Annotated in this window: 25 protein-coding genes and 1 tRNA gene; 13 read left to right on the forward strand and 13 right to left on the reverse strand. The window is 63.3% G+C overall.

Annotated features, from left to right (window positions below):
• Positions 1-44 precede the first annotated feature (44 nt).
• Positions 45-1571 carry an acyl-CoA carboxylase subunit beta gene (locus DXH78_RS13265; protein ID WP_115517481.1) on the forward strand — a complete coding sequence of 509 codons (1527 nt, stop codon included), beginning with the start codon at positions 45-47 and terminating at the stop codon, positions 1569-1571.
• A 54-nt stretch (positions 1572-1625) separates the two neighbouring features.
• Positions 1626-1997 (forward strand): GIY-YIG nuclease family protein, encoded by a 372-nt coding sequence (locus DXH78_RS19655; protein ID WP_147292637.1) that lies wholly within the window; start codon positions 1626-1628, stop codon positions 1995-1997.
• Positions 1998-2066: 69 nt separating this feature from the next.
• Here the strand turns inward: DXH78_RS19655 and DXH78_RS13270 are convergent, their stop codons facing one another.
• Positions 2067-2774, reverse strand: coding sequence for a hypothetical protein (locus DXH78_RS13270; protein WP_115517482.1), 708 nt, complete (start codon positions 2772-2774; stop codon positions 2067-2069).
• A gap of 141 nt (positions 2775-2915) precedes the next feature.
• Positions 2916-3173: a hypothetical protein gene (locus tag DXH78_RS19660; RefSeq protein ID WP_147292638.1), complete on the reverse strand. Its 258-nt coding sequence runs from the start codon at positions 3171-3173 to the stop codon at positions 2916-2918.
• A gap of 111 nt (positions 3174-3284) precedes the next feature.
• Between DXH78_RS19660 and DXH78_RS13275 the strand changes: the two genes are divergently transcribed.
• Complete coding sequence (locus DXH78_RS13275; RefSeq protein WP_115517483.1) at positions 3285-3584, forward strand: hypothetical protein; 300 nt, start codon at positions 3285-3287, stop codon at positions 3582-3584.
• 506 nt (positions 3585-4090) lie between these two features.
• Positions 4091-4672 carry a hypothetical protein gene (locus DXH78_RS13280; RefSeq protein WP_115517484.1) on the forward strand — a complete coding sequence of 194 codons (582 nt, stop codon included), beginning with the start codon at positions 4091-4093 and terminating at the stop codon, positions 4670-4672.
• A 52-nt stretch (positions 4673-4724) separates the two neighbouring features.
• Here DXH78_RS13280 and DXH78_RS13285 read toward each other — a convergent pair whose 3' ends face one another.
• The gene (locus tag DXH78_RS13285) at positions 4725-5813 is read right to left on the reverse strand and encodes an amidohydrolase family protein (protein ID WP_168192804.1); all 1089 of its coding nucleotides are present in this window, start codon (positions 5811-5813) and stop codon (positions 4725-4727) included.
• A gap of 248 nt (positions 5814-6061) precedes the next feature.
• Between DXH78_RS13285 and DXH78_RS13290 the strand changes: the two genes are divergently transcribed.
• Positions 6062-7213: a calcium:cation antiporter gene (locus DXH78_RS13290; RefSeq protein WP_210209548.1), complete on the forward strand. Its 1152-nt coding sequence runs from the start codon at positions 6062-6064 to the stop codon at positions 7211-7213.
• A gap of 50 nt (positions 7214-7263) precedes the next feature.
• Here DXH78_RS13290 and DXH78_RS19915 read toward each other — a convergent pair whose 3' ends face one another.
• The gene (locus DXH78_RS19915) at positions 7264-7620 is read right to left on the reverse strand and encodes a hypothetical protein (protein WP_168192805.1); all 357 of its coding nucleotides are present in this window, start codon (positions 7618-7620) and stop codon (positions 7264-7266) included.
• A gap of 203 nt (positions 7621-7823) precedes the next feature.
• Here DXH78_RS19915 and DXH78_RS13300 point away from each other — a divergent pair, with 203 nt between their 5' ends.
• Positions 7824-8741 carry a DMT family transporter gene (locus DXH78_RS13300; protein WP_115517887.1) on the forward strand — a complete coding sequence of 306 codons (918 nt, stop codon included), beginning with the start codon at positions 7824-7826 and terminating at the stop codon, positions 8739-8741.
• A 3-nt stretch (positions 8742-8744) separates the two neighbouring features.
• Here the strand turns inward: DXH78_RS13300 and DXH78_RS13305 are convergent, their stop codons facing one another.
• Both DXH78_RS13305 and DXH78_RS13310 read right to left on the reverse strand, forming a co-directional pair.
• A complete protein-coding gene (locus DXH78_RS13305; RefSeq protein WP_115517487.1) occupies positions 8745-9149 on the reverse strand; it encodes a PaaI family thioesterase in 405 nt (134 codons plus the stop codon).
• Between the two features lie 99 nt (positions 9150-9248).
• Complete coding sequence (locus DXH78_RS13310; protein ID WP_115517488.1) at positions 9249-9908, reverse strand: peroxiredoxin; 660 nt, start codon at positions 9906-9908, stop codon at positions 9249-9251.
• A 195-nt stretch (positions 9909-10103) separates the two neighbouring features.
• On the opposite strand from DXH78_RS13310, the gene DXH78_RS13315 reads away from it, so the two are divergent.
• Complete coding sequence (locus tag DXH78_RS13315; protein ID WP_115517489.1) at positions 10104-11405, forward strand: MgtC/SapB family protein; 1302 nt, start codon at positions 10104-10106, stop codon at positions 11403-11405.
• Positions 11406-11462: 57 nt separating this feature from the next.
• Complete coding sequence (locus tag DXH78_RS13320) at positions 11463-13478, forward strand: acetyl-CoA carboxylase biotin carboxylase subunit (RefSeq protein ID WP_115517490.1); 2016 nt, start codon at positions 11463-11465, stop codon at positions 13476-13478.
• Here DXH78_RS13320 and DXH78_RS13325 read toward each other — a convergent pair whose 3' ends face one another.
• Positions 13479-14783, reverse strand: coding sequence for a chloride channel protein (locus tag DXH78_RS13325; protein ID WP_115517888.1), 1305 nt, complete (start codon positions 14781-14783; stop codon positions 13479-13481).
• 177 nt (positions 14784-14960) lie between these two features.
• Here DXH78_RS13325 and DXH78_RS13330 point away from each other — a divergent pair, with 177 nt between their 5' ends.
• From DXH78_RS13330 to DXH78_RS13340, 3 genes are read left to right on the forward strand one after another with little or no spacing between them, the layout of a single operon-like run.
• Positions 14961-15269: a hypothetical protein gene (locus DXH78_RS13330; protein ID WP_115517491.1), complete on the forward strand. Its 309-nt coding sequence runs from the start codon at positions 14961-14963 to the stop codon at positions 15267-15269.
• A 26-nt stretch (positions 15270-15295) separates the two neighbouring features.
• Positions 15296-15757, forward strand: coding sequence for a gamma-glutamylcyclotransferase family protein (locus DXH78_RS13335; RefSeq protein WP_115517492.1), 462 nt, complete (start codon positions 15296-15298; stop codon positions 15755-15757).
• On the forward strand, positions 15757-16059 hold the full coding sequence (locus tag DXH78_RS13340) for an acylphosphatase (RefSeq protein WP_210209549.1): 303 nt from the start codon (positions 15757-15759) through the stop codon (positions 16057-16059). The genes DXH78_RS13335 and DXH78_RS13340 overlap by 1 nt, the downstream gene beginning before the upstream one ends.
• Here the strand turns inward: DXH78_RS13340 and DXH78_RS13345 are convergent.
• Both DXH78_RS13345 and lipB read right to left on the reverse strand, forming a co-directional pair.
• Complete coding sequence (locus tag DXH78_RS13345; RefSeq protein ID WP_115517493.1) at positions 16029-16955, reverse strand: PepSY-associated TM helix domain-containing protein; 927 nt, start codon at positions 16953-16955, stop codon at positions 16029-16031. The genes DXH78_RS13340 and DXH78_RS13345 overlap by 31 nt on opposite strands.
• Before the next feature lie 104 nt (positions 16956-17059).
• On the reverse strand, positions 17060-17800 hold the full coding sequence (gene lipB / locus DXH78_RS13350) for a lipoyl(octanoyl) transferase LipB (protein WP_245416812.1): 741 nt from the start codon (positions 17798-17800) through the stop codon (positions 17060-17062).
• Between the two features lie 81 nt (positions 17801-17881).
• Here lipB and DXH78_RS13355 point away from each other — a divergent pair, with 81 nt between their 5' ends.
• Positions 17882-18124: a FliM/FliN family flagellar motor switch protein gene (locus tag DXH78_RS13355; protein ID WP_115517494.1), complete on the forward strand. Its 243-nt coding sequence runs from the start codon at positions 17882-17884 to the stop codon at positions 18122-18124.
• A gap of 79 nt (positions 18125-18203) precedes the next feature.
• On the opposite strand, the gene DXH78_RS13360 is transcribed toward DXH78_RS13355, so the two are convergent.
• The 4 genes from DXH78_RS13360 to DXH78_RS13375 all read right to left on the reverse strand — a co-directional run bounded on the left by DXH78_RS13360 (position 18204) and on the right by DXH78_RS13375 (position 20911).
• Positions 18204-18288 (reverse strand) — tRNA-Leu (locus DXH78_RS13360).
• 148 nt (positions 18289-18436) lie between these two features.
• Entirely contained in the window at positions 18437-18850 is a 414-nt protein-coding gene (locus DXH78_RS13365; RefSeq protein WP_115517495.1) for a DUF3830 family protein, read from the reverse strand.
• Between the two features lie 97 nt (positions 18851-18947).
• Positions 18948-19934 (reverse strand): polysaccharide deacetylase family protein, encoded by a 987-nt coding sequence (locus DXH78_RS13370; RefSeq protein WP_115517496.1) that lies wholly within the window; start codon positions 19932-19934, stop codon positions 18948-18950.
• Between the two features lie 200 nt (positions 19935-20134).
• Entirely contained in the window at positions 20135-20911 is a 777-nt protein-coding gene (locus DXH78_RS13375; protein WP_115517497.1) for a polysaccharide deacetylase family protein, read from the reverse strand.
• Positions 20912-21155: 244 nt separating this feature from the next.
• On the opposite strand from DXH78_RS13375, the gene DXH78_RS13380 reads away from it, so the two are divergent.
• Positions 21156-23060 (forward strand): putative bifunctional diguanylate cyclase/phosphodiesterase, encoded by a 1905-nt coding sequence (locus DXH78_RS13380; RefSeq protein ID WP_115517498.1) that lies wholly within the window; start codon positions 21156-21158, stop codon positions 23058-23060.
• The last annotated feature ends 28 nt before the right edge of the window (positions 23061-23088 follow it).

The following is a 23088-nucleotide window of genomic DNA, read 5'->3' on the forward strand; positions in this document are numbered from 1 at the left end:
ATTCTGCGGCCGAGACAAGATCGGGCAGGGGCCAGAAGACCACCATGAAAGACATCCTCGACAGACTGGAAGAGCGGCGCGCGGAAGCCCGCCTGGGCGGCGGCGAGAAGCGCATCGAGGCCCAGCACAAGCGCGGCAAGCTGACCGCCCGCGAGCGCATCGAGCTGCTGCTCGACAAGGGCTCGTTCGAGGAAATGGACATGTTCGTCGAGCACCGCTCGTCGGACTTCGGCATGGAGAAGACCAAGATCCCCGGCGACGGCGTCGTCACCGGCTGGGGCACCATCAACGGCCGCATCGTCTATCTGTTCTCCAAGGACTTCACCGTGTTCGGCGGCTCGCTCAGCGAGACCCATGCGCAGAAGATCATCAAGGTGCAGGACATGGCGATGAAGGCGCGCGCGCCCATCATCGGCCTGTTCGATGCCGGCGGCGCCCGCATCCAGGAAGGCGTGGCCGCGCTCGGCGGCTATGGCGAGGTGTTCAGGCGCAACGTGATGGCCTCGGGCGTGATCCCGCAGATCAGCGTCATCATGGGACCGTGCGCGGGCGGCGACGTCTATTCGCCGGCCATGACCGATTTCATCTTCATGGTGCGCGACACCTCCTACATGTTCGTCACCGGCCCGGACGTGGTGAAGACCGTGACCAACGAGGTCGTCACCGCCGAAGAACTCGGCGGCGCCTCGGTTCACACCACCAAATCCGGCGTCGCCGACGGTTCATTTGAAAACGACGTCGATTGTCTGCTGCAGATGCGCCGGCTGATGGACTTCCTGCCGTCGAATTTCGAGGCCGGCCCGCCGAGCTGGCCGACCTTCGACGACATCGACGCGATCGATGAATCGCTCGACACGCTGATCCCCGACAATCCGAACAAGCCCTATGACATCAAGGAGCTGATTACGAAGGTTGTTGATGAGGGCGACTTCTTCGAACTGTCGGCGGCTTACGCCAAGAATATCGTCATCGGCTTCGGCCGCGTGGCGGGTTCGACCGTCGGCTTCGTCGCCAACCAGCCGATGGTGCTGGCCGGCGTGCTCGACTCCGATGCCTCAAGGAAAGCCGCGCGCTTCGTGCGCTTCTGCGATGCCTTCAACATTCCGATCGTCACCTTCGTCGATGTGCCGGGCTTCCTTCCCGGCACGGACCAGGAATATGGCGGCTTGATCAAGCACGGCGCCAAGCTGCTGTTCGCCTACAGCCAGGCGACGGTGCCGCTGGTGACGATCATCACGCGCAAGGCCTTCGGCGGCGCCTATGACGTGATGGCGTCGAAACATGTCGGTGGCGATCTGAACTATGCCTGGCCGACGGCGCAGATCGCGGTGATGGGTGCCAAGGGCGCGGTCGAGATCATCTTCCGCGGCGGCACCCCGGAGCAGATCGCGGCGCAGACCAAGCAATACGAAGACCGCTTCCTGTCACCCTTCGTTGCCGCCGAGCGCGGCTATATCGACGACGTGATCATGCCGCATTCGACGCGCCGCCGCATCGCAAGGGCACTGGCGATGCTGAAGGGGAAGACGGCCGAGGTGCCGCGAAGGAAGCACGATAATTTGCCGGTGTAGCGGATGCTAGCGGCGCGAGTCAGGTTAACTTGGCGAACGCTTGGCACAGTCCGTTTGGACCTCAAAGGAAAGTTGCGGTTTCCAGTTGCAACCGGTAGTCAAGTCTATCGCATTTCAATAGTGAGGGCTGACGGCGTTCGTTCACGGTATGTGGGCGAAACGCGTGATTTTGAGGTTCGTTTCAGAGGTTATCGCAATCCCGGTCCTACCCAATGGACAAATCTGCGTATTAATAAATTATGTCTCGATGTGCTTAGAGATTTCGGCAGGATCGAAATCGAAGTCATTGACGATGCTTGGTTGGAAATAAACGGTATCGAAGGCCAAGCTTTTTTTGATTCAAAGTACGTTAGGCGGCTTATCGAGAGTCTAATTGTCGCGACTTCGAATGCTGCTGACGTGGAGGTGCTAAATAGTGGCGCGTAGGCGGGGAGTGGCCTCGCCTCGCGGGGGCTCCGCAGCTGGCTTGCTCCGTATACAGGATATTACACCTGCTCATGTTGCTCTGTGCGAGCCTAAGATCACCTCCTTTATTAGGGCTTTGATCTCTATTGCTTCGGTCTGAAACCGTTCTTCAAATTCGCGGGAGTGGAGTGGGGCGCTCAGTGTTTCGCTGGCATATGAAATACTGATGCCAGGAATTAGTGTCGTAGACACTGTTGGCAAAAATCGTGTCAGAGTGCGGTGCGGTATGGTGCGCTCCACTTTTCCCGTGGAGAAGTTTCCGAGGAATGGAATTTGCGCGAATGCTTCCAGAATAATTTTTTGTGAAACCGCAGTTTCGTTGAGTGACTGATTTACGAATGAATTAAATTTTCTCAGCGTACTATCAAGTTCGTTTGTAAGGTAGGCGTCTGCGCCGCGCGAGAACAATCTGTCAATTTCTAGCAGATAATTGCGACACTGACCCAAGAAGCTGTTTCGTGAACCTGTCGGGACCTGATTGTTATCGAAGTCAATGTTTGCTCTAAATTGATCATAGGATTTCAGTAGTTGTCCGATCGCGATGCTTATCGGGATGTACACATCCGCGGCCATTTTTCTGGCATTCTCTAGATAGCCGTCGCGCAGTTTGTGTGAGTACGAAATTTCGATCTCTCGGATTCTTTGGCGTGCCGCATAGGCATTCGCTAATCCTGCTATGATGGCGCCGCCAATGGCGCCGCCAATGGCTAGGCCCGCTTTAATTAGCGAATCGTCCACAATTCTGCCTCGTGTTATTTATCTCATAGGAGTTTTAATTTGTTGGCTCGGTACTATCAAGTTTCTCGCCAAGGCCGTGAGGTCATACGCTAGCTGGCGAGACGTAATCCGAAATTTCCGTCTCAGGCGTAACGCTCTCCGCTAACGATAAACCGGCGCTTGCGTCTTGCCGCCTCCAAATAGCGGTTCGAACCGGTCGCAAAATCCGCAGCCGCCGTCGCGGTTCATGCGAATCCAGCGAGTCGTTTGAGAAATTCTCGGGTCGTAGACATCGCGCGCATGCTGTCCTGCCGCGAGAATGTCGCGGGCGAGGGCGGTCAATGGGCGGTTTTGCTCTGAAACCCACTTGGAAAGGGCGGCGTGCAGATCGGGATCGACCTCAACGACAATGTCAGGCATGGCGCTTCTCCTTCTCACTAAAATAGCACAACCTCCCGTGCCGGGGGCTCCCGCGTCGTCGGAAGCTGACATGATCGATCCGGCCATCAACGCCACTGGAGCCTTCCTCCCATGTCCCTCCGTCATCGCCTCTGGCACGGCGAGGTGCCGCTGCCGCAAGTGTTCTGGAACGGGGCCGTGTTCGGCGGCATCGCGGTCAATGGGCTGACCACGATCCTGTTCTTCACGCTGCTCCTTCACGGCTACACTCTGGCGGCCTTCGTCGCGGGTTATGCGTTCTCGGTGCCCTACAACGTTTTCATCACGGTCGCGGTCTGGCGGTCCGCCGCGCACTATGACGGCGAGCGACGCTGGGCCGATCTGGCGCGCGTCGTCACCGTTATCGGCATGACGCTGCTGAGCCTCACCTGAGCGGGCCTGTCGGCGCTCCGGCCGCGCGATTTTTGGGCCGCAGCGCCTCTTGACTTTCGTCCTATGTGCCTATAATCCTATATCCGTTCCATCCGTCGAGGGGCGCTGTCATGAGGCGTCGTGGAAGCGGGGTGGAATGCGGTGCCCGCGGGCTGGAGGAAACGCACCTCCAGCGCTCGGGCGGCGCCGGGGTTCCGCCCGGGGGCACTAGGACCCCCCGCGAGGAGCTCGCTGACGGTGTGCGCTACCTGCCGAAAGGCAGATCAGCCGCCGAAAGCGCGGCCCGGTCGCCGTCAAGACACCGCCATGGAGCGCCGCGGGGCGCAGGTTTCTCCGATCGCAAGGAGAAACCTCGCACCCACGAGGTGCGAACTTCAACGGGCGCCTCGCGGCGCTCCATTCCCTCATCGGGCGATGAGGGAAAAAGGCAGGGGAAGTCCGGCGCACCCGGCGCCGATCAAACAATACGGGCGCTGACGCATGTCCGCCCGCTGGCTTCGGCTAACATGCATCGTTCGACTCACCACGCCTGGACCGCCGCCATGCTTCGCCTGTTTGCCATCGTTCTGCTGCTGACGCTGTCCGCGCCGGCCTTTGCCTTTGAGGGCGAGAACCTGCTGGTCTCGCTGCCCGACGGCTACAAGGTCGATTTCCAGAAGAAGCAGGGCAATGCGCAGATCACCGAAATGGTGCCCAAGGCCGAGAATGTGAACGCCTGGACCGAGATGGTGACGGTGCAGGTGTTCAACGGCCTGAAAGCCACGCCGGAGCAGTTTCGCGATCGCATCGCCGGGCTGTGGGCGAAATCCTGTCCCGGCGCTGAAAGCGCGCCGATCACCAGCGCGGTCGAGAACGGCTATGCGATGACGATGTGGCTGTCGTCATGCCCGCTTAACAAGGACACCGGCAAGCCGGAGTTCACCTTCATGAAGGCCATCGCCGGCAAGGACAGTTTTTACGTCGTGCAGAAGGCGTTCAAGGCGACGCCGTCGAAGGAGCAGACGGCGACCTGGACGCTGTATCTGAAGAAGGTCGGCGTCTGCGACACGCGCGTGGCAGAGCGTGCCTGTCCGGCAGGGATCAAGTGATCGTAGCCCGGGCCGCGCTTTGCTTCACCCGGACTACGAGAGCTACAAGCCGTCACGCCGTCTTCAGTCTCGGCACCAGCTTCAGCGCATTGCTGCGCTTGATTGCCGCCGCTTCGTCGGGCTTGAAGAACTTGTCGATCGGCTGAACGTATTCTTCCGAGCGGCGATACGGATAATCGGAGCCGAACACGATCTGCGAGGCCGGCACCATTTTCGCCAGCGCCGACAGCGTCACCTCGTTCGGGATCGCCGCGGTGTCGTAATAGAAACGGCCGATCTGCTTGTCGATCTGCGCGCGCGTCACCTTGCCGGCAAAGGGCGGCCTTGCGATGGACTGCACCGTGAAGCGTTCGTAGAAGGCGGTGATCGAGCCGCCGCCATGCGACCAGATCCAGTTGATGTCGGGATATTTCTCGCCGAAGCCGGAGAAGATGACGGTGAAGATCGAGCGCGTCGTGTCGGTACCGAATTCGATCAGCGCGGGGTCGATGTCGCGCACCAGGTTGACGCAGCAATTGGCCGCGGTTGGATGCGTGTAGACGGTGGCCTTGCGGCGGTTCAGTTCGGCCCATACCGGCTCGAACTCGGCATAGCCGAGCCACTTGTCGCCATAGCTTGTCATCACGCCGACACCGTCGACCTTCAACGTGTCGAAGGCGTATTCGATTTCTTTCAGGCTCTCGTTCACATGCGGCAGCGGCAACATCGCCCAGGTGCCGAAGCGGCCCGGATGCTGCGTCTCCAGCTTCTTGGCGAATTCGTTGGACTCGCGGGCGAGCCGCGCGGCGGTCGGCGCGTCGAAGGGCGAAGCCTGCGGCGTGGTCGGCGAGGTGATGGCGACGCCGACGCCGCCTTTGTCCATGTCCTCGAGCGTCTTCTGCACCGACCAGTTGTTCACCGGCGGCGAGTCCTGCTTGATGCTCTTGAGCGCGTCGACCCAGGTCGGCGGCGAGATGTGGTGATGCACATCGATGATGCTGCCTTTGGCCTGCGCGTAGGCCTTTGGCAGAAAGCCGGCGAGCGGCGTTGTCGCGCAGGCGAAGGCCGCGGCGCCGCCGGCAAGGAAGGCGCGGCGGCTGAACGCGCCGTGGACTTGACCGCAATTGCAGAGCGAAGACAGCCGCGAAGACGCAGCGCGCATGGGGTAGCCTCCCTGGTGGCCGAACATGGCGTCCGGCCTTCATTGTTCTCGCCGTGAGGCTAGCGCGCGCTGGCGGGGCAGGGAATGACGATTACATGCTGCGGCGCGGTGCTTGGCGCGCAATGCCCAACGATTGGGCCGCGTTATTTTGCGCGGGTCGGTCGTGGGACGGCGACGTGGGCACGCGGCGGGCATGTTAAGATAACGACACCGGACCTTCGTCGACGATTCGCAAATTCTGGACCCGCATGACCGCCCACGCCGATGCTGTGAAATCCAACGCCGCGAAGCCCTCGCCGGCCGCCATGCTGCGCGCCGAAATGCCGATGATCGCCGGCCTTGCCGTCACAGCCGTTGTTTTCGTCTTCGGTCATGACGCCATCCGTGATTTTTCCAATCTGGCTTTCACGGCAGCGGTTTTCGTCGTTCTGTTCTCGGTGATGATCTGGTGCGCCTTCGGCGTGGTCCGCCACGCCGAAGCGCTGGCGCATTACTGCGGCGAGCCTTATGGCACGCTGATCCTCACGCTCTCGGTGGTGGCGATCGAGGTCACGATCATGGCCACGGTCATGCTGACCGGCGATCCGAACCCGACCTTGCCGCGCGACACGGTCTATGCCGTGGTGATGATCGTCCTCAATCTCATGGTCGGCGTGTCGGTCATCGCCGGCGCGCTGCGCCACAAGCAGCAGCAGTACAGCCTGCAGGGCGCGGTCGCCTTCCTCGCGGTGATCACCAGCCTGGCGGTGATCTCGCTCATCATTCCGACCTTCACCAGGTCGACGCCCGACAGTTCGGTGACGCCGATGCAGGCGGTTGCCTTCGCCGTGCTCACCGCGGTGCTGTATGGCGGCTTCCTGATGATCCAGACCATGCGCCATCGCACCTTCTTCATCGAGGCTGACGCAGTGGAAGAGGGCGGACATGCGGCCGGCGGCGCGCCGGCCTATCCGGCCTGGGCGCATGCTCTGCTGCTGCTGTTGACGCTGATGCCGGTGGTGCTGCTGGCGGAATCGCTGGCGCTGATCGTCGATTTCGCGCTCGATAAGCTGCATGCCCCGGCAACCGTCGGCGGCATCATCATCGCGATTCTGGTGCTGTCGCCGGAAGGTCTGTCGTCGTTCAAGGCGGCGTCGCAAAATCATCTGCAACGCTCGGTCAATCTGTCGCTCGGTTCGGCGTTGTCGACCATTGGCCTCACCATTCCGGCGATGCTGGTGATCAGCCTGTTTACCGGCACGCCGCTGCAACTCGGTCTGGCGCCGGCCGATGCGATCCTGCTCGGTCTGACGCTGCTGATTGCGCAAATGACGTTTTCCGGCGCGCCGACCAATATTCTGCTCGGCGCCGTCCACCTTGTCGTGTTCGCGACCTTCCTGGTTCTGATCTTCAGTCCATAAAAAAAGCCGTGCCCGGGCGGGCACGGCTTTGTTCAGGTGTCGCGGCTCGATTACTGGTTGTTCTGAGCCGGCGGCGTCGCGGGCGCCGGCGTCATCGGCGTCGGCGACGTGGCGCCCGAGCCCGTGGTGCTCGGCGGCGTTACGTTCCGCACGGGCGGTGCACCGGCGGGTGCCGTCACGGCCGGATCATTCGCCGTCACCGGCGTACTGGTGTCGGTGCCGCTGTGCCAGTTACCCAGCACCAGAATGGCGATCAGGACCACAGCGGCAATGCCGCCGACCCAAGCCCATGTCGAACTCGAACCGGCGCTGCCGCGCAATGCCGGGTCGCGCAATGTCGGATCTCGCAACGTCGGGTCGGTTGGGCGGGTGTCGAAACGCGGATCGTTGAGACGGGGGTCGCTCATGGCAGTTCCTCCTGGTTCCATGCCTCGCACGGTAGCTTGCTGAGAAGAACGTTTGCCCGACGCAAAAGTTGCAGCGGCGAGACAGGAGGACACGTCGGTTCCGACGGAACAAATGTTGGGTTACGCGCGTGCAAAATGGTATAGCGCGGTTCCGGCCCATGCTGGGCCACTCGCCGCCGGGTTCTCTTCACAACATGCCTGCCATGCGTCCATCGACACAGCGCCTGCCGGATTTGGCGATCACCTCGGCACCGATCCTGTTCGTGCTGCTGTGGAGCACGGGCTTCATCTTCACCCGCTTGGGCTTGCCCTATATCGAGCCGATGACGTTTCTCGCGGTGCGGATGTCAGCCGTCGTTGTCCTGATGACCATCATCGCCGTGGTGGGCGGCGCGCGGTTGCCGGACAAAGCGGGCATAGGCCACAGTTTCGTCGCCGGCCTGCTGGTCCATGGCGTGTATCTTGGCGGTGTGTTTCTCGCGATCAGCCAGGGGGTCCCGGCCGGCATCTCGGCGCTTATCCCCGGCCTGCAGCCGATCCTCACTTCGACCATCGCCAATCGTTTCATGGGTGAGAAGGTGTCGCCGCTGCAATGGGCGGGTCTTGTGCTCGGTCTCGTTGGCGTCGCGTTGGTGCTGCACGACCGGCAGATGCTGGCCGAAGCGAGCGTGCTTGGCTGGGTCGCCAGCGTCGTATCGCTGATCGGCATCACGCTCGGTTCGCTTTATCAGAAGCGCTTCAGCGGCGGCATCGATTGGCGCAGCGGCAACACCATTCAGTATTTCGGCGTTGCGGTGGCGTTCTGGCTCATCGCCTTTGCATTCGAGACCCGCGTCATTCACTGGACCGGCGAGCTGATTGTCGCACTGACCTGGCTTGTTGTCGTCTTGTCGGTCGCCACCATCGGCCTGATGTACTGGCTGATCCGCCGCTCGGCTGCGACCCGCTTTGCCAGCCTGTTTTATCTGGTGCCCGCGACGACGGCGCTGATGGCCTATGGCCTGTTCGGCGAGAAGCTCGACGCGCTATCGATTTTCGGCATGGTCGTGTGCGCCGCCGGCGTGCTCATCGTCAATCGCGGCGCGCCGGCCCAGCCGGCTGCGGCGACCTCCGATAAATAGCCGCTACTTCTTCTCCATCACTAATTGCGTTTGTGTCACCAGCGCGCACAGACGGCCATCATTGCGCGTGATCCTGGTCTGCCAGACCATGGTGGTGCGGCCGCGGTGCAGCGGCGTGCATTCGGCATAGGCGGTGTCGCCGATCGGAATGGCGGCGAAGAAATTGGTCTTGCTCTCCACCGTTGTGGTGGTCTGACCGGGTTTCAGATTGGCCGAGGTTGCCGTGCCGCCGAGATTGTCGGCCAGCGCCATGATCGCGCCGCCATGCATGATGTTAAAGCGGTTGTTGAGTTCCTCGCGCATCGGCAATTCCGCCGTGACCTTGTCGGCCGACATATGGGTGACCTTGAGGCCGAGGTGTTCGGCAAAGGGCGGCTGCTTGAAGGCGACTTCGTTGACGTCGGACATGCACGGGCTCCGCAGGGCAAAGAAAAAGGGCGCGGAAATGTCCCGCGCCCTCGATCTATAGCCAAACCCGCTTCGGGCTGTCGCGGCCTATTTTGCCACTTACTTCGGCTGCGGCGCGATGCGGATATAGGGGCGGGGTTGCTTGTAGCCACCGGGCCAGATCTTCTTGGCTTCCTCATCGCTCACCGCGCCGGTGATGATGATGTCCTCGCCCTGTTTCCAGTTTGCCGGCGTCGCCACGCGATGCTTGGCGTTGAGCTGGAGGCTGTCGATGACGCGCAGGATTTCGTCGAAGTTGCGGCCGGTGGTCATCGGATAGACCAGGATCAGCTTGATCTTCTTGTCCGGGCCGATGACGAAGACGTTGCGGACGGTCTGGTTGTCGGCGGGCGTGCGGCCTTCCGAGGTACCTGAGGTCGAAGCCGGCAGCATGCCATAGAGCTTGGCCACCTTCAGGTCGGTGTCGCCGATCATCGGGTAATTCGGGGCAAAGCCGACGATCTCCTTGATGTCGACCGACCACTTGGCGTGGTTGTCCACCGGATCGACCGACAGGCCGATGATCTTGGTGTTGCGCTTGTCGAACTCCGGCTTGAGCCGCGCCATGGTGCCGAGCTCGGTGGTGCAGACCGGCGTGAAGTCCTTCGGATGCGAGAACAGCACGGCCCAGGAATCGCCTAGCCATTCGTGAAAGCGGAGCTTGCCTTCGGTGGTGTCCGCTTCGAAATCCGGCGCGATATCGCCGATTGCCAAGGTCATTTCAGTCTCCAAACACGGTTCGGGTTAGAATTCGTCGCATCTTATATAAGGTGAGCTTTCCGGCTGAAACAGGTCAGGTGCGAAAAGGGAGATTTCACCCGCGCCCCCGATCGATACAGAATAACGCTTTTACATGGCGGCTCTGCGGCAGCATATTCATCCGTCGCGCAAGCGACCCAAAAGCCGGGATTCGCAATGACCATCGACGATCTTCTCCTTCGTCTGACCATCGCCCTCGGTATCGGCATGCTGGTCGGCCTCGAACGCGGCTGGAAGACGCGCACCATGGCGCCGGGTTCGCGCGCGGCCGGCATCCGCACTTTTACTTTGTGCGGTCTGCTCGGCGGCGTCATTGCCACGCTGGCGCAACTGGCCGGCCCGGGTTTCGGCGCCGGCCTTGTCATCGGGCTGGGCTTTGCCGTTTATGCCGCGGTTTTCACCGTCCTGCAGCGTGACGCCGATCGCGCCGCCGGCAGCTTCTCCGCGACGACGATTCTCGCCGGTCTTTTGACCTTCGCGCTCGGCGCGCTCGCCGTGGCCGGTGACAGTCGGGTGGCTGCCGCCGCTGCAGTCGCCATGACCGGGGTGCTGGCGATCCGCACCGAGGTCCACGGCTGGATTGAGCGCATCACCTGGCCGGAACTGCGCTCGGCGCTGGTGTTGCTGGCGATGACCTTCATCATCCTGCCGGTGATGCCTGATATGGCCATCGGTGTTGCCCCGGGTGTCAATCCGCGTGAGGTCTGGCTCATCGCCATCGTGCTCGCCGGCGTGTCCTTCCTGGGCTACGCCGCAGTCAAGGTCTTCGGCGCCGAACGCGGCGTTCTGGTCAGCGCACTGGCCGGCGGGCTCGTATCGTCGACGGCGGTGACCCTGGCCAATGCCCGACGTTCGACCGCGGGCGAGGGCTCGGTGGGGCTGCTCGCCGCCGGGGTGGCGATCGCCACGGCGCTGTCGTTCCTGCGCGTCGCCGCCATCGTAGCGGCATTGCAGCCCGGTCTGCTGGTCCTCGTCGCGCCCGCGCTCGTTCCCGCCGCGCTGGTCGCGGCAGGCTTTGCTATCATCACCGTGTATTGGCGCGGCGCCGATGGCGGAGAAGGGGTGGCCACCGACACATTCAATAATCCCTTCAGCTTCTGGCCGGTGGTCGGCTTTGCCGTGTTGCTGGGTGTCGCGATGGTTGTCGGCAGGGTCGTTGCCGAAGCCTTTGGGGCCGGCGGCACCCTGATCGGTGCCGTCGTCCTTGGTCTCGGCGATGTCGACGCTGTAACGGCGGCGACAAGCCGGCTCGTGCCGGTGCCGCTCGGATGGCTCGCCGCCAGCCAGACGATCCTGGTCGCGGTCGTCGCCAACACCGCCAGCAAGCTTGTGCTGGCCGCCGTCATGGGGCGCGCGCGCTTCGCCGCTGAAGTGGCGGCCATGACGGTATTGTGCTGGCTCGTCGGCGCTGCCGGCCTGTGGCTGGCGGTCTCGGCCGGGTTTGCCGTCCCGCATTGACATTTTATTGCAGTGCCGCAGAGTGCTTTGGTTTAGCGGCGGGGACCATCGACCTACATGTTCAAGCGCATTTTGATCGCCAATCGCGGCGAAATCGCCTGCCGGATCATTAAGACCGCCCGCAAGATGGGGATCGAGACCGTCGCGGTATATTCCGAGGCCGACAAGGACGCGCTCCATGTCGAGATGGCCGATACCGCCGTGCTCATCGGGCCGCCCCCGGCGGCGCAAAGCTATCTGATTATCGAGAAGATCATCGCCGCCTGCAAAGAGACCGGCGCCGAGGCGGTGCATCCCGGCTACGGCTTCCTGTCCGAGCGCGAGGCGTTCCCCAAGGCGCTGGAGGCCGCCGGCATCGTCTTCATCGGCCCCAACCCCCGGGCCATCGCCGCCATGGGCGACAAGATCGAATCCAAGAAGGCGGCGGCCGCCGCCAAGGTCTCGACCGTGCCCGGCCATCTTGGCGTCATCGCCGACGAGAAGGAGGCGGTGAAGATCGCCAACGACATCGGCTATCCAGTCATGATCAAGGCCTCCGCCGGCGGCGGCGGCAAGGGCATGCGCATCGCCTGGTCCGAGAAGGAAGTCGCCGAAGGTTTTGCCCGGTCGCGCTCGGAAGCCAAATCGTCGTTCGGCGACGACCGCATGTTCATCGAGAAGTTCATCGTCGATCCGCGCCACATCGAGATTCAGTTGCTCGGCGACAAGCACGGCAACGTCATCTATCTCGGCGAACGCGAATGCTCGATCCAGCGCCGCAACCAGAAAGTCATCGAGGAAGCGCCAAGCCCGCTGCTCGATGAGGCGACGCGCAAGAAAATGGGCGACCAGTCCGTCGCGCTGGCCAAAGCCGTCGGTTACGATTCCGCCGGCACCGTCGAATTTGTCGCCGGACAGGACCGCAGCTTCTTCTTCCTCGAGATGAATACGCGTCTGCAGGTCGAGCATCCGGTGACCGAACTGATCACGGGCATCGATCTGGTCGAGCAGATGATCCGCGTGGCCGCCGGCGAGAAGCTGTCGATCAAGCAGGACGACGTGAAACTGAAGGGTTGGGCTGTCGAGAGCCGCGTCTATGCCGAGGACCCGTATCGCAACTTCCTGCCATCGACCGGGCGCCTGACGCGCTACCGTCCGCCGGTCGAGCGCGTCATTGACGGAGTCACCGTGCGCAATGACACCGGCGTCTATGAGGGCGGCGAGATCTCGCTGTTCTACGATCCGATGATCGCCAAGCTCGTGACGCATGCACCGACGCGCGCCGAAGCGGTCGAAGCCCAGAGCGATGCCCTCGATGCCTTCGTCATCGACGGCATCCGCCACAACATCCCGTTTCTGTCGGCGCTAATGGCGCATCCGCGCTGGAAGTCCGGCAAGCTGTCGACCGGCTTTATCGCCGAGGAATTCCCTGAAGGCTTCCATCCGCAAGTGCCGGACGGCGAGCGCGCCGAGGTGATTGCCGCCGTCGCGGCGGCGATCGATCATGTTCTCGGCGAGCGCAAGCGCCAGATTTCGGGCCAGATGACTGGCCGTGTTGTGACCCGTGAGGCCAATCGCGCGGTGTGGCTCGGCGATACCGAGTATCGTCTCGAGGTTAAACGAGAGAACGGCACGATCGGCGTCCGCTTCGATGGTAAAGATGGCAACAAGAATGCCGTACGTCATCTGGAATCGAGCTGGAAGCCGGGCGAGCCCTTGTGGGCCGGCACGATGGATTCAAAGCCGGTCGCCGTGCAGGTGCGCACCATTCCGAACGGCTTCGCATTGGCCTATCGCGGTGTCGAAGCGAAGGTCTATGTCTTCACCGAGCGCGAGGCCGCTTATGCGCGGCTGATGCCGGTGAAGCAGGCGGCCAATACGGCTAAACTGGTGCTGTGCCCGATGCCGGGTCTGGTCGTTTCCATTGCGGTGGCCGAAGGGCAAGAAGTGAAGGCCGGCGAGACCGTGGCCGTGGTCGAAGCCATGAAAATGGAAAACGTGCTGCGCGCCGAGATCGATGGCACCGTGAAGAAGGTGAACGCCAAGCCCGGCGACAGCCTGGCGGTGGATGCGGTGATTATCGAGTTCGCCTGATCAGTGTTTTACCACAGAATTGGCCTGCACGAAGCTCTTGGCTAGCGCATGGTAGATGCCTTCGGGGCAGACCAGACGCGAGCACGCATAGGCGATCAGCGAAGCGGCCATCACCGGCAGCACCATGGCGTGATTGCCGGTCATCTCGGTGACGATGACGAAGGCTGTGATCGGGGCCTGCACGACGCCGGAAAAATAGGCCACCATGCCGAGAATGATAATGGGGCCGATCGGCGCGCCGTGAAAGAATTGCGCAACGTTGCTGCCGATACCGGCGCCGACCGCGAGCGACGGCGCGAAAATGCCGCCGGGAATACCGCTGATGGCCGTCAGTGCCGTGGCCGCAAATTTCAGCAGGCCAAAACTTTCCGGCAGCGGCGTTCCGCTTTCCAGGGCGGTCTTCACTTGCTCGTAACCGGTGCCGTAGGCGAGGTCGCCCGAGGCGAGGCCGCACAATGCGACGCCGAGGCCGCAGAGGCCGGCGAGCAAAAGCGGACGCTTCTTGAGAAACGAGCCTGCTAAACCGGGCACGCCGCGTGCCATGGCGATGACGAAGCGGCTGAACAGGCCACCGCACAAGCCGCCGATCACACCGCAGATCGGCACCGCCAGCCAGTCGGCGCCATGCTGCAACATCGTCGGCGTGCTGCCGAAGTAAGTGTAGTTGCCGACCAGGGCGAGGGTTGTGAGACCGGCGGCAATGACGGCGGCGATGATGAGGCCGCTGGCCCGTGTTTCGAAGCTGCGGCTCAACTCCTCGATGCCGAACACGATGCCGGCCAGCGGCGTGTTGAAGGCCGCGGCGACGCCGGCCGCCGCGCCAGCCAGCACGAGGCCGGGTTGCCGGCGTGGCGACAGCCGACCTGCGGCGAACATGATGGACGCGCCGATCTGCACGGTCGGGCCTTCGCGGCCCGCCGATGCGCCGCACAGAAGGCCGAGCAGGGTCAGCAGCACTTTGCCGATGGCGACGCGGATCGACAGCAATCGCGCGCGGGCGCCCTGATCGGTCAACTGGCGGGCCGCGATCGCCTGCGGGATGCCGCTGCCCTGCGCGTTTGGGAAGTATTGGCGGGTAAGCAGTACGGCGAGCACGAAACCGGCCGGCGTGACGGCCAGCGCGAGATAGTGGGAATAGCCGAGCAGTATTGCGAAGGCGTGCTGCGCCCAGTCCGCCAGCACGGCGAGCAGAACGGCGGCCGCGCCAACCGCGATGCCGCCCATTACGAACAGCAGGCGCCTTTGCCAGCGCGCCGAAAAGACCTTGATCAGACGCAAGCGGCGGGCCGAGCGGATCGGAAACATCGGGTGCGAGCTCGTGAGGTCGCGGACGACAGGGGCGGGGCGCGTGCTGTCTTTGTAAATCTCTAGGTCCGCCGGCCGCATATGGCAACCGCGCCATTCGGCGAATGATGTTGAACAGGAACCGCCCGTCGTCGGCGGGCGTTGTCGGCCCGACAATAATCCTCAAGGAGATGGCCTATGCCTCCGCCCCGTACGCCACGCAACACCGATCTTGAAAGTAACACGGCGCCGGACCTCATCGACGAGGATCGCCGCCGCGACCTGCCGGAGACGCGGCCCGATACGCTCGGCGAGCGGGTGGAGCGAGGCGAGGAGACGCCAGCGGGCGGTGGCTTCTCGCCGACCGCGGACGGCGGCAACGCCCAGCATCCCGTCCATGACGAGGACGACGAGGATCCGGCGCCGGAAGACTTCGAGCGCGAGATCGATCAGTTCGACGGGCCGGTCGACGAATTCGACAAGAGCGACGAGGAGACCACCCACTAACGGTGGACGTCTGCTATTCTTGAGGCGTGACGCTCTACTTCGCCTACGGCTCCAACATGCACCGCGCTGCCATGATGGCGCGCTGTCCGGGTGCGCGCGCCTTGGGACCGGCGCGACTCGATGGCTGTGAATTCTTCATCGGCCTCGATGGTTGGGCTTCGGTGCGCCGTGCGCCGGGCAAGACCGTGCATGGCGTGCTGTGGCGGCTGACGCCACGCGACATGGCCGCGCTGCATGCCTACGAATTGCTGCACAAGGAAGTCTACGTCGTAAGCCATCTACCGCTGCGCGTCGGCCCGCGCATGGTGCGGGCCATGGTCTATCTTCTGCGGCGCGCCCGGACAGGGCGGCCCAAGCCCGGCTATGCCGAAATGTGCGCCGCCGCCGCCCGCGACTGGCGCCTGCCGGAACGTCATGTCCGTGTCATCGCGCGGTGGTCGATATCGCGGTGGACGGGCAGCCGGTGGATGGCGCGGGGAGAAGCCTGATGATCGATGAGGTGATCATCCATCTTGTTGTGCATGGCCGGGTTCAGGGAGTCGGTTATCGCGCTTTCGTCGAGCGTGAGGCACGTTCACGCGACCTGCGCGGCTGGGTGCGCAACTGCGGCGATGGTACGGTCGAGGCTTTGCTCATGGGTGACGCGCCGGTGGTCGAAGACATGATCGCGGCCTGCCGGCGTGGCCCTTCCGGCGCGCGCGTCGATGCTATCCACCGCTCGGCCGGTCATGCCTCGGCGCTGAAGGAGTGCATGGCCGGTCAGGCGTTCTCGGTGCTGCCGACGATCTGAACGCAGCGCTCGCGCGGCTGGCGCTGGCGGAATTGCCGGCGCCCCCAGATCCACAAGCCGGTCACCATCAGGATCGTCAGCGCGATCGAGGTGATGACGTTGAGCAGCGGCGCGACGATGCCGCTCCAGTTGCCCTCGTGGATGAGTCGCGGCCAGTTGCGCGCGAAGGGCACGAGGCCGTCACGTGTCACCGCAAACACCCGCATTTCGCCATTGTCGTTGATGCGCGCTGCGAGCACGCCGCCGAGCGGTCGCACCCAGGTGATGCGCGACAGGTCGTATTGCGTACCGACGATACCCAGCGCTTCGCTCAGCGACGGAGCAGGGCCCGCCGGGCGCGCGGCCGGCGTGGCGAAGGTAATGCCGAACGCCAGAGCAAGGCCGGTCAGCGGGCTGAGGATCACCAGCGGCAACGCGAACCAGCCGGCGCCCTTGTGCCAGCCCGATACCGTGTTGCGGATGCGCGGCCAGCCCATGAGGATGCCGAGCAGGATCATGACCAGCATGGCGATGGTCGAGGCAGTAACTACCCAGCGCAGGTCGTAGATGAAGTTCTCGTGCAGCCGGCGCGATGAGCCGAACAGACTCGCGAGCATGCCCGGTGCAGCGGCGCGTTCGTTGCTGGCCAGATCGATGATCGTGGCCTGGCTGCGCTGAGCGCCGCCAATCGACAAGGTGCTGTCATAGGCGCGGATCGCGATCGAACGCGCCTTGCCGTCGGGATCGTGCTTGGTGAGCGCCGCGTTGATCGATGCCGTTGTGACGGCGGGGCTGCCCGCGCCCATCACCATCGGCTCGAAAGACAGGACCAGGCCGGTGACGATGACCACGGCGAAGGGAATGGAAAGGACCAGCGCGATCCACCGGTGAAAGCGCAGCAGCCAGAACCTAAGCATTGAGACCTCGATGAGCAGAAATTGCCTCAGCGAAGTAACGCTAGACGCCGCCATTTCCTGCGGCTTGATCTGTCGCAAGTGATGACAGCGATGTCATGATGTCCCTATCGGGATACTTCGGTGCCGACAGTTTGGGCGTTGGATGGTGCCGTCACGCCGAACAATTCCTCAAACGCCTGCCGGAAGCTGATGTCGAATTCCGGCATCGTCGTCGTGTGTCCGAGATCGGCAAGGCTGGTGACGCCATAACGCTGCACCGAGACGCCGCAGGGCACGATACCGCCGAAGTGGGAGAGGTCGGGTTCGATATTGATGGCGACGCCATGCAGTGTCACCCATTTGCGGACGCGAATGCCAAGCGCGGCGATCTTGTCCTCGAAACCGTCTCCCTTGTCTGGTCGCCTGACCCAGACCCCGATGCGGTCCTCGCGCCGTTCGCCGCGCACGTTGAAGGTGGCGAGGCTGCGGATGATCCACTCCTCGAGCGTGGCGACGAAGCGGCGCACGTCCGGCCCACGCCGGCGCAGGTCGATCATGACGTAGCCGACCCGCTGGCCAGGGCCGTGATAGGTCATTTGCCCGCCGCGACCCGAATCGAACACCGGAAAACGAGCGTCGAGCACGTCGGCGCGGTTGGCGGAGGTGCCCGCCGTGTAGAGCGGCGGGTGCTCGACCAGCCAGACGAGCTCCGGGGCTTTGCCTTGGCTAATCGCGTCGGAACGGGCCTCCATGAAGGCCACGGCCTCCGGATAAGGCGTCAAACCCTCGGAAATCCGCCATTCGACCGCCGGGGCGCCTGGCGCCACCGGCATGCCGATTTCGATGAGATCGCGCGCGTTAATCACCGGTTAACCATACTGGGGTGACCTTGGATCAAGCCCGGTCACAGGGGACGGGCACAAAACGACATACAGGAATTTGGGAACTTGGCCACTTTCGACAAGGTTTCGGTCGACATCACAGTCGTGCTGGGCACGACCACCATGCCGATTCATCAGGTGCTCCGGCTCGGCCGCGGCGCCATCATCGAACTCGACGCCACCGAGGACGACGCCGTCAAGGTGCTCGCCAACAACATGCCGGTGGCGCAGGGCACCGTCGTGGTCAATGGCAACCGTATTGCGGTCGAGGTGGGCGAGTTGCTGCCGCGCTCGCCGGATATGCGGTAACGAGCCTTCGAACCGCTTTCACCGACGAAAAAAGCCCCGCAAGCGGGGCTTTTCTTTAGCAAAACCGATTGTTCGATTTTGGTGCGGCCGAGAAGACTCGAACTTCCACGGTGTTACCCGCTGCCACCTCAAGGCAGTGCGTCTACCAATTCCGCCACGGCCGCATTGTGAAGGGGACCGAAGTCACCCTCAGCGGCGGTCCCTCTATCAAATAGGGTCCGGACACACAAGTGCCGAAGGGACATTCCCCGGCCTTCGTCCCTGAAATTTTGCCGTCCCGTCAATCCGTTAGCCGGGCAGCGGTTTCGTGCCTCACGCCGCCTCGATGCGGATCGGCTTGGCGCCTTCGTACAGCACGGCGCGGCCGAACTCGTAGAGCCGGTCCAGGCCCGACGTCAGGGTGATGAAATGGTTGCCGGCGAGCTGGCCGAGCTTCGAGGCGAAGTGGACGGCGCCGTAGGACAGCAAAATCTCGGTTTCGCTGATGCCGCCCGGATAGACGATCATCTGGCCCGGATGTGGATAGCTGGTGTGGTTTTCGTAAGTGAGGCCGAGGTCGAGCTCGCCGAGCGGCACCCAGACGCCTTCGCCGCTCCACCGCACATGGATGACCTTCTGCTCGTAGGGCAGGAGCTTCTTGAACACCGCGACGGTCTTGGGCGCCAGTTCGGTTTCGAACTTGGCATCGAACACGAACGACCCGGCGGTGATGCGAAGTTTGTCCATTGATTGCTCCTGATACGGTCTCAAAAGGCCTGGGGGCCAGTTCTGGCCGCGATGCTGCACCGGCCGGCGCCGGCTGACAATCCGCCGGACGGCACCGTCAGCGGTTGAACAGGGTGCTGAAACCGGACGTGGCGACGACGGTCTTGGTCTTGCGACTGGCGAGTTTGGCGCGCAGCGCGGTGTCCTTCTTCGCGGCGGCCACCTTGATCTTCCCAACAGCCCGCTGCGCCGGCTGAACGACACGTGGCCAGCCCTGTTTCTCAGCGGCGGCAACCTGAACCGGGCTGCGTTCGGGCACGGACGCCGGGCGGTCGCCCGTCGGCACGGCCTGCACGATGCGGTAGCCGCCGGCCTTAAGGCGCTTCAGCAGCATCGGCACGGCGCGGGCAGTGGCCGGATGAATGTCATGCAGCAACAACACTCCGCGGTGCCCCTTGGCCTCGATGCGGTTCATGGCACGTTGCACGATCTGCTCCGCGGTAATGCCGCGGTGCCAGTCGTCGGCGACCTCGTCGGCGCTCCACACCGAAAGCGACTGCGATGCCGCGTAGGTCTCGATCTGTTGCGAGCGCGCCAGTCCCGGAACGCGAAAGAACGGCGCCAGCGCCCGCTCGTCGCCGAGGGCCGCCGTCACCGCGGCGATGCCGCTGTCGATTTCGCTGACGACGCGCCCCCGCTCCATCCGATCCATGTTGAAGGGATGCCGGTGGCTGTGCGTGCCGATAACGTGGCCGGCATTGTAGATGCGGCGCACGAGGTCGGGATTGGCGCGCGCCATGGTGCCGACCAGGAAGTAGGTGACCTTGACGCATTCGGTAGCGAGCGCGTCGAGCACACGGTTGGTGTAGGGCGGCAGCGGGCCGTCATCGAAAGTGATGACCACTTCATGATCGTCGAGCGGCAGCGTACGCCGATACTGCATCGTGCCGATGCGCGGCAGGTCGTTGCTGTCGACGGTCACGGTACGGCTGGTGCCCAGCGCGTTCGTATTCGTGCAAGCCTCGGCCTTTGCCGCCGTTACGAAGCCGGAAAGACCTGTGATCGCGCCGCAGACCAGCAGCAGCGCAGTACGCAAACGCAACATGGAAGGCACGCCCCCGAGAACCCTGTGCGCCGCGTGCGTGCTTTCTTCGAAGCGCGTCGGACGCGGGCGGGCGGCAACTTAACGTTACCGCGTGGGCGCATTAAGCGAAAATCAACCATAGCGGCTGTGCCGGGCCTTGTTTTCAAATGTATTTTTGGACGGTGCGGCAAAAATGGAACAGTTCGGTGGACAACTATGTCTCAGTTCGTGACAGAGGCGGAAGCCGGTACGACATGGACGATGCGATAGCCGCGCAGCTTCAACTCGCGCAGCAGTCGGGGCAGCATAGCCGCAGTCTGCGCCTTGGTGTCGTGCAGGAGCACGATGCCGCGCCCGACATGCTCGATGCGCTGCATCAACTTCTGCAACTGCACGTCCGGCGACATCGGTTCCCAATCGCTGGCCCAGACATCGGCGCCGAACACGACAATGCCGCGATCCTGCAGCCGGTCGAGCAAGGGCTGGCTCGAGGCGAAGCCCGGAAAGCGGAAGAACGGCGTTGATGGCGTGCTGCGGGCAACGCCGGTCAGTGCAAATTCATCACGCGCGATGCCGCGATTGATCTCCGCCTCGGCCTTGGCGAGAGGCAGGTGACTGAGCAGCGGGTGCGAATACGTGTGGTGACCGATGCTGTGACCTTCCGCCAAAGCGCGCCGCGCCAGCAACGGATGGGCGTCGGTGTTGCGGCCGAGCAGGAAGAACGTTGCGCGCACGCACTCGGCCTTGAGCGCATCGAGCACGCGGGGCGTGGTCGTTGGCCAGGGGCCGTCGTCGAACGTGAGGACCAACTCCTTGTCGGCGAGCGGCAGTGTTTCCGGGAAATGCTTGCGGCCGACGCGGGGCGTTGTCGCGGCACTGACCGCAAGCACGCGAAAGGTCCCGAGAGCATCCGGGTGGCCAGGGCAGTCGGCGGCCGCTGCCGCGGGCAGGCTCAAGGTCGCCACGGCGACTATCAGAACAGCGGCGAAGCGGCGCATCGGTATTCGTCCTTGGCGAAGGCGAGGGGGAGCCGGCACCACGCGTCAGGCGTTTAGGGTCGTGCCCGCCTGCGCGTCAAGCGCGTAGCCGACGGGGGTGTGCTAAATGCAGGGAATTGCTGTGGTTATTTGCATAATTATCGGCATGGTTACGCTTCGTTCACCGTATTTGCTGACCCGCCATTAAGGCTGTCCCGCTAAGCCTGTACCGGAACGCCGCAGGTGTTGCGCGGGGGAGTGCTGCGTGTTGCGTAAAGTTGACACAGGTCTGCCGGACTTCGGCGTGGAAACCGGCGATTTGCGTCCGGCCACCGCGGCACAAACAGCCGACCGTGCGCCGGCGCGGGCCAGCCTGTCGTCGTCACGTATGATTGTGCTGCTGGCGTTGGTGGTCCTTCTTGCCACCATGGTGAGCACTGGCGTCGGATATCAGGTCGCACGGCATCAGGACGAAACCTTGGCGATGGAGCAGCGCACCGCCTTGCGCAATGCCGTTGCCGAATTCCGCGCACTGTTCGGGCATGAGCGCGAAATCGATCCGCGGTTCGTTCGTATGGTCGAGCAAAGCGCCCGCTTGAAGAATCTGCAGTTCGAAGTGGCTCCCGCGGATGATGGCCGAGAAATTCAGCCCGTCCTCGATACGGAAGGCCGCATTACCGGCTTTTTCACCTGGCAAAGAACATCGCCGATGGCCGCTACGGCGAAGGCCGTCATGCCTTTCGTTGCGGCGCTGGCGATGGCGTTGGCCGGCTTCGCCGGATTTTCCGTATGGCACCTGCGGCGTGCAAGCCGCGAGCTTAGCGAAAGCGAGGCGCTGGCGCGCCGTGCCGCCGACGTCGACAAGATCACCGGGCTCCCCAATCACGCCAAGATGCTGGAGCTCCTCGATCTGGCTCTGGCGGAGCGCATGCCTGGCGAGACCACGACCTTTGCCGTGTTCGAAATCGATGGCATAGCGGATATCACCGCCAATTTCGGCGTGCTCGGCAGCGACGAACTGATCATCGCGCTGGCCGACCGCATTCGCGAAGCGACCCCCGACGGAGCGGTGTGTGCGCGCATTGGCAGCGACGAATTCGCCATGCTGCTGACCGCGCCGGACGCCACCGATATCGGCAAGATCATCGCATCGGTGATCGAGAATTTTGCGCGACCGCATTGGTTCGAAACCGTGGTGCGCGTCAGCGCCCATGCCGGTTTTGCCCAGGCGCCGCATCATGCGGCAACCCGTGGCGAACTGACCCGCCGCGCTGAATTGGCGCTGCGCGCCGCGGTCAAGAAGGGGCCGGGCGCATGGGTCGCGTTCGAGACTCCGCTGGACACGATCTCGACCGACCAGAAGTTCATTCAGCGCGAACTGCCGCGCGCCGTCAGCGCGCACGAACTCGAGCTGCATTACCAGCCGATTATCGCCGCTCATGGCGGCCGCATCATTGGCGTCGAAGCCTTGCTACGCTGGACACATCCCCAGCGCGGACCGATCGGCCCCGCTGTGTTCATTCCAATTGCCGAGCAGATGGGGCTGATGGATGTGATCGGCGCCTTCGTGCTCCGCCGCGCATTGCAGGAAGCCAAGCGCTGGCCGGATCTCTACGTCGCCGTTAATCTGTCGCCGCTGCAAGTGCGCGACGGGTCGATCGTCGATACCGTGCGGGCGGCGCTGGCCGAGAGCGGCGTGCCGCCGTCGCGGCTGATGCTGGAAATTACCGAAGGCGTGCTGATCGACAATCCGGAAGAGATGGTGCGTCGTATCGAGGACCTGCATGCGCTCGGCGTGCGCGTTGCGCTCGATGACTTCGGTTCGGGCTATTCGAACCTGAGCTATCTGCAGCGCTTCCCGCTCGACAAGCTCAAGATCGATCGCAGCTTCGTCACCGCACTCGGCACTTCCGCCAATGGCGGCGTCATCATCCAGGCTATCGTCGCGCTCGGCCGTGCGCTCGGTCTGTCGATCCTGGTGGAGGGCGTTGAGACGGAACAGCAGCGTGTGCTGCTGCGTCTCGCCGGCTGCGACGAGATGCAGGGCTTCCTATTCGCCCGCCCGGCGCCGGCCGCAACGATCGACCGGCTGCTGGCGCAGCAGAAGCAGAATGGCGGCAAGGCACTGCCAGCGTCGGGCGGAAACGAGGGTGAGGCGCTGACCGCCTAACTTTCTTCCGTTGGCGCGTTCCAGGACG

The sequence above is a fragment of the Undibacter mobilis genome (assembly GCF_003367195.1).
Classification (GTDB): domain Bacteria; phylum Pseudomonadota; class Alphaproteobacteria; order Rhizobiales; family Xanthobacteraceae; genus Pseudolabrys; species Pseudolabrys mobilis.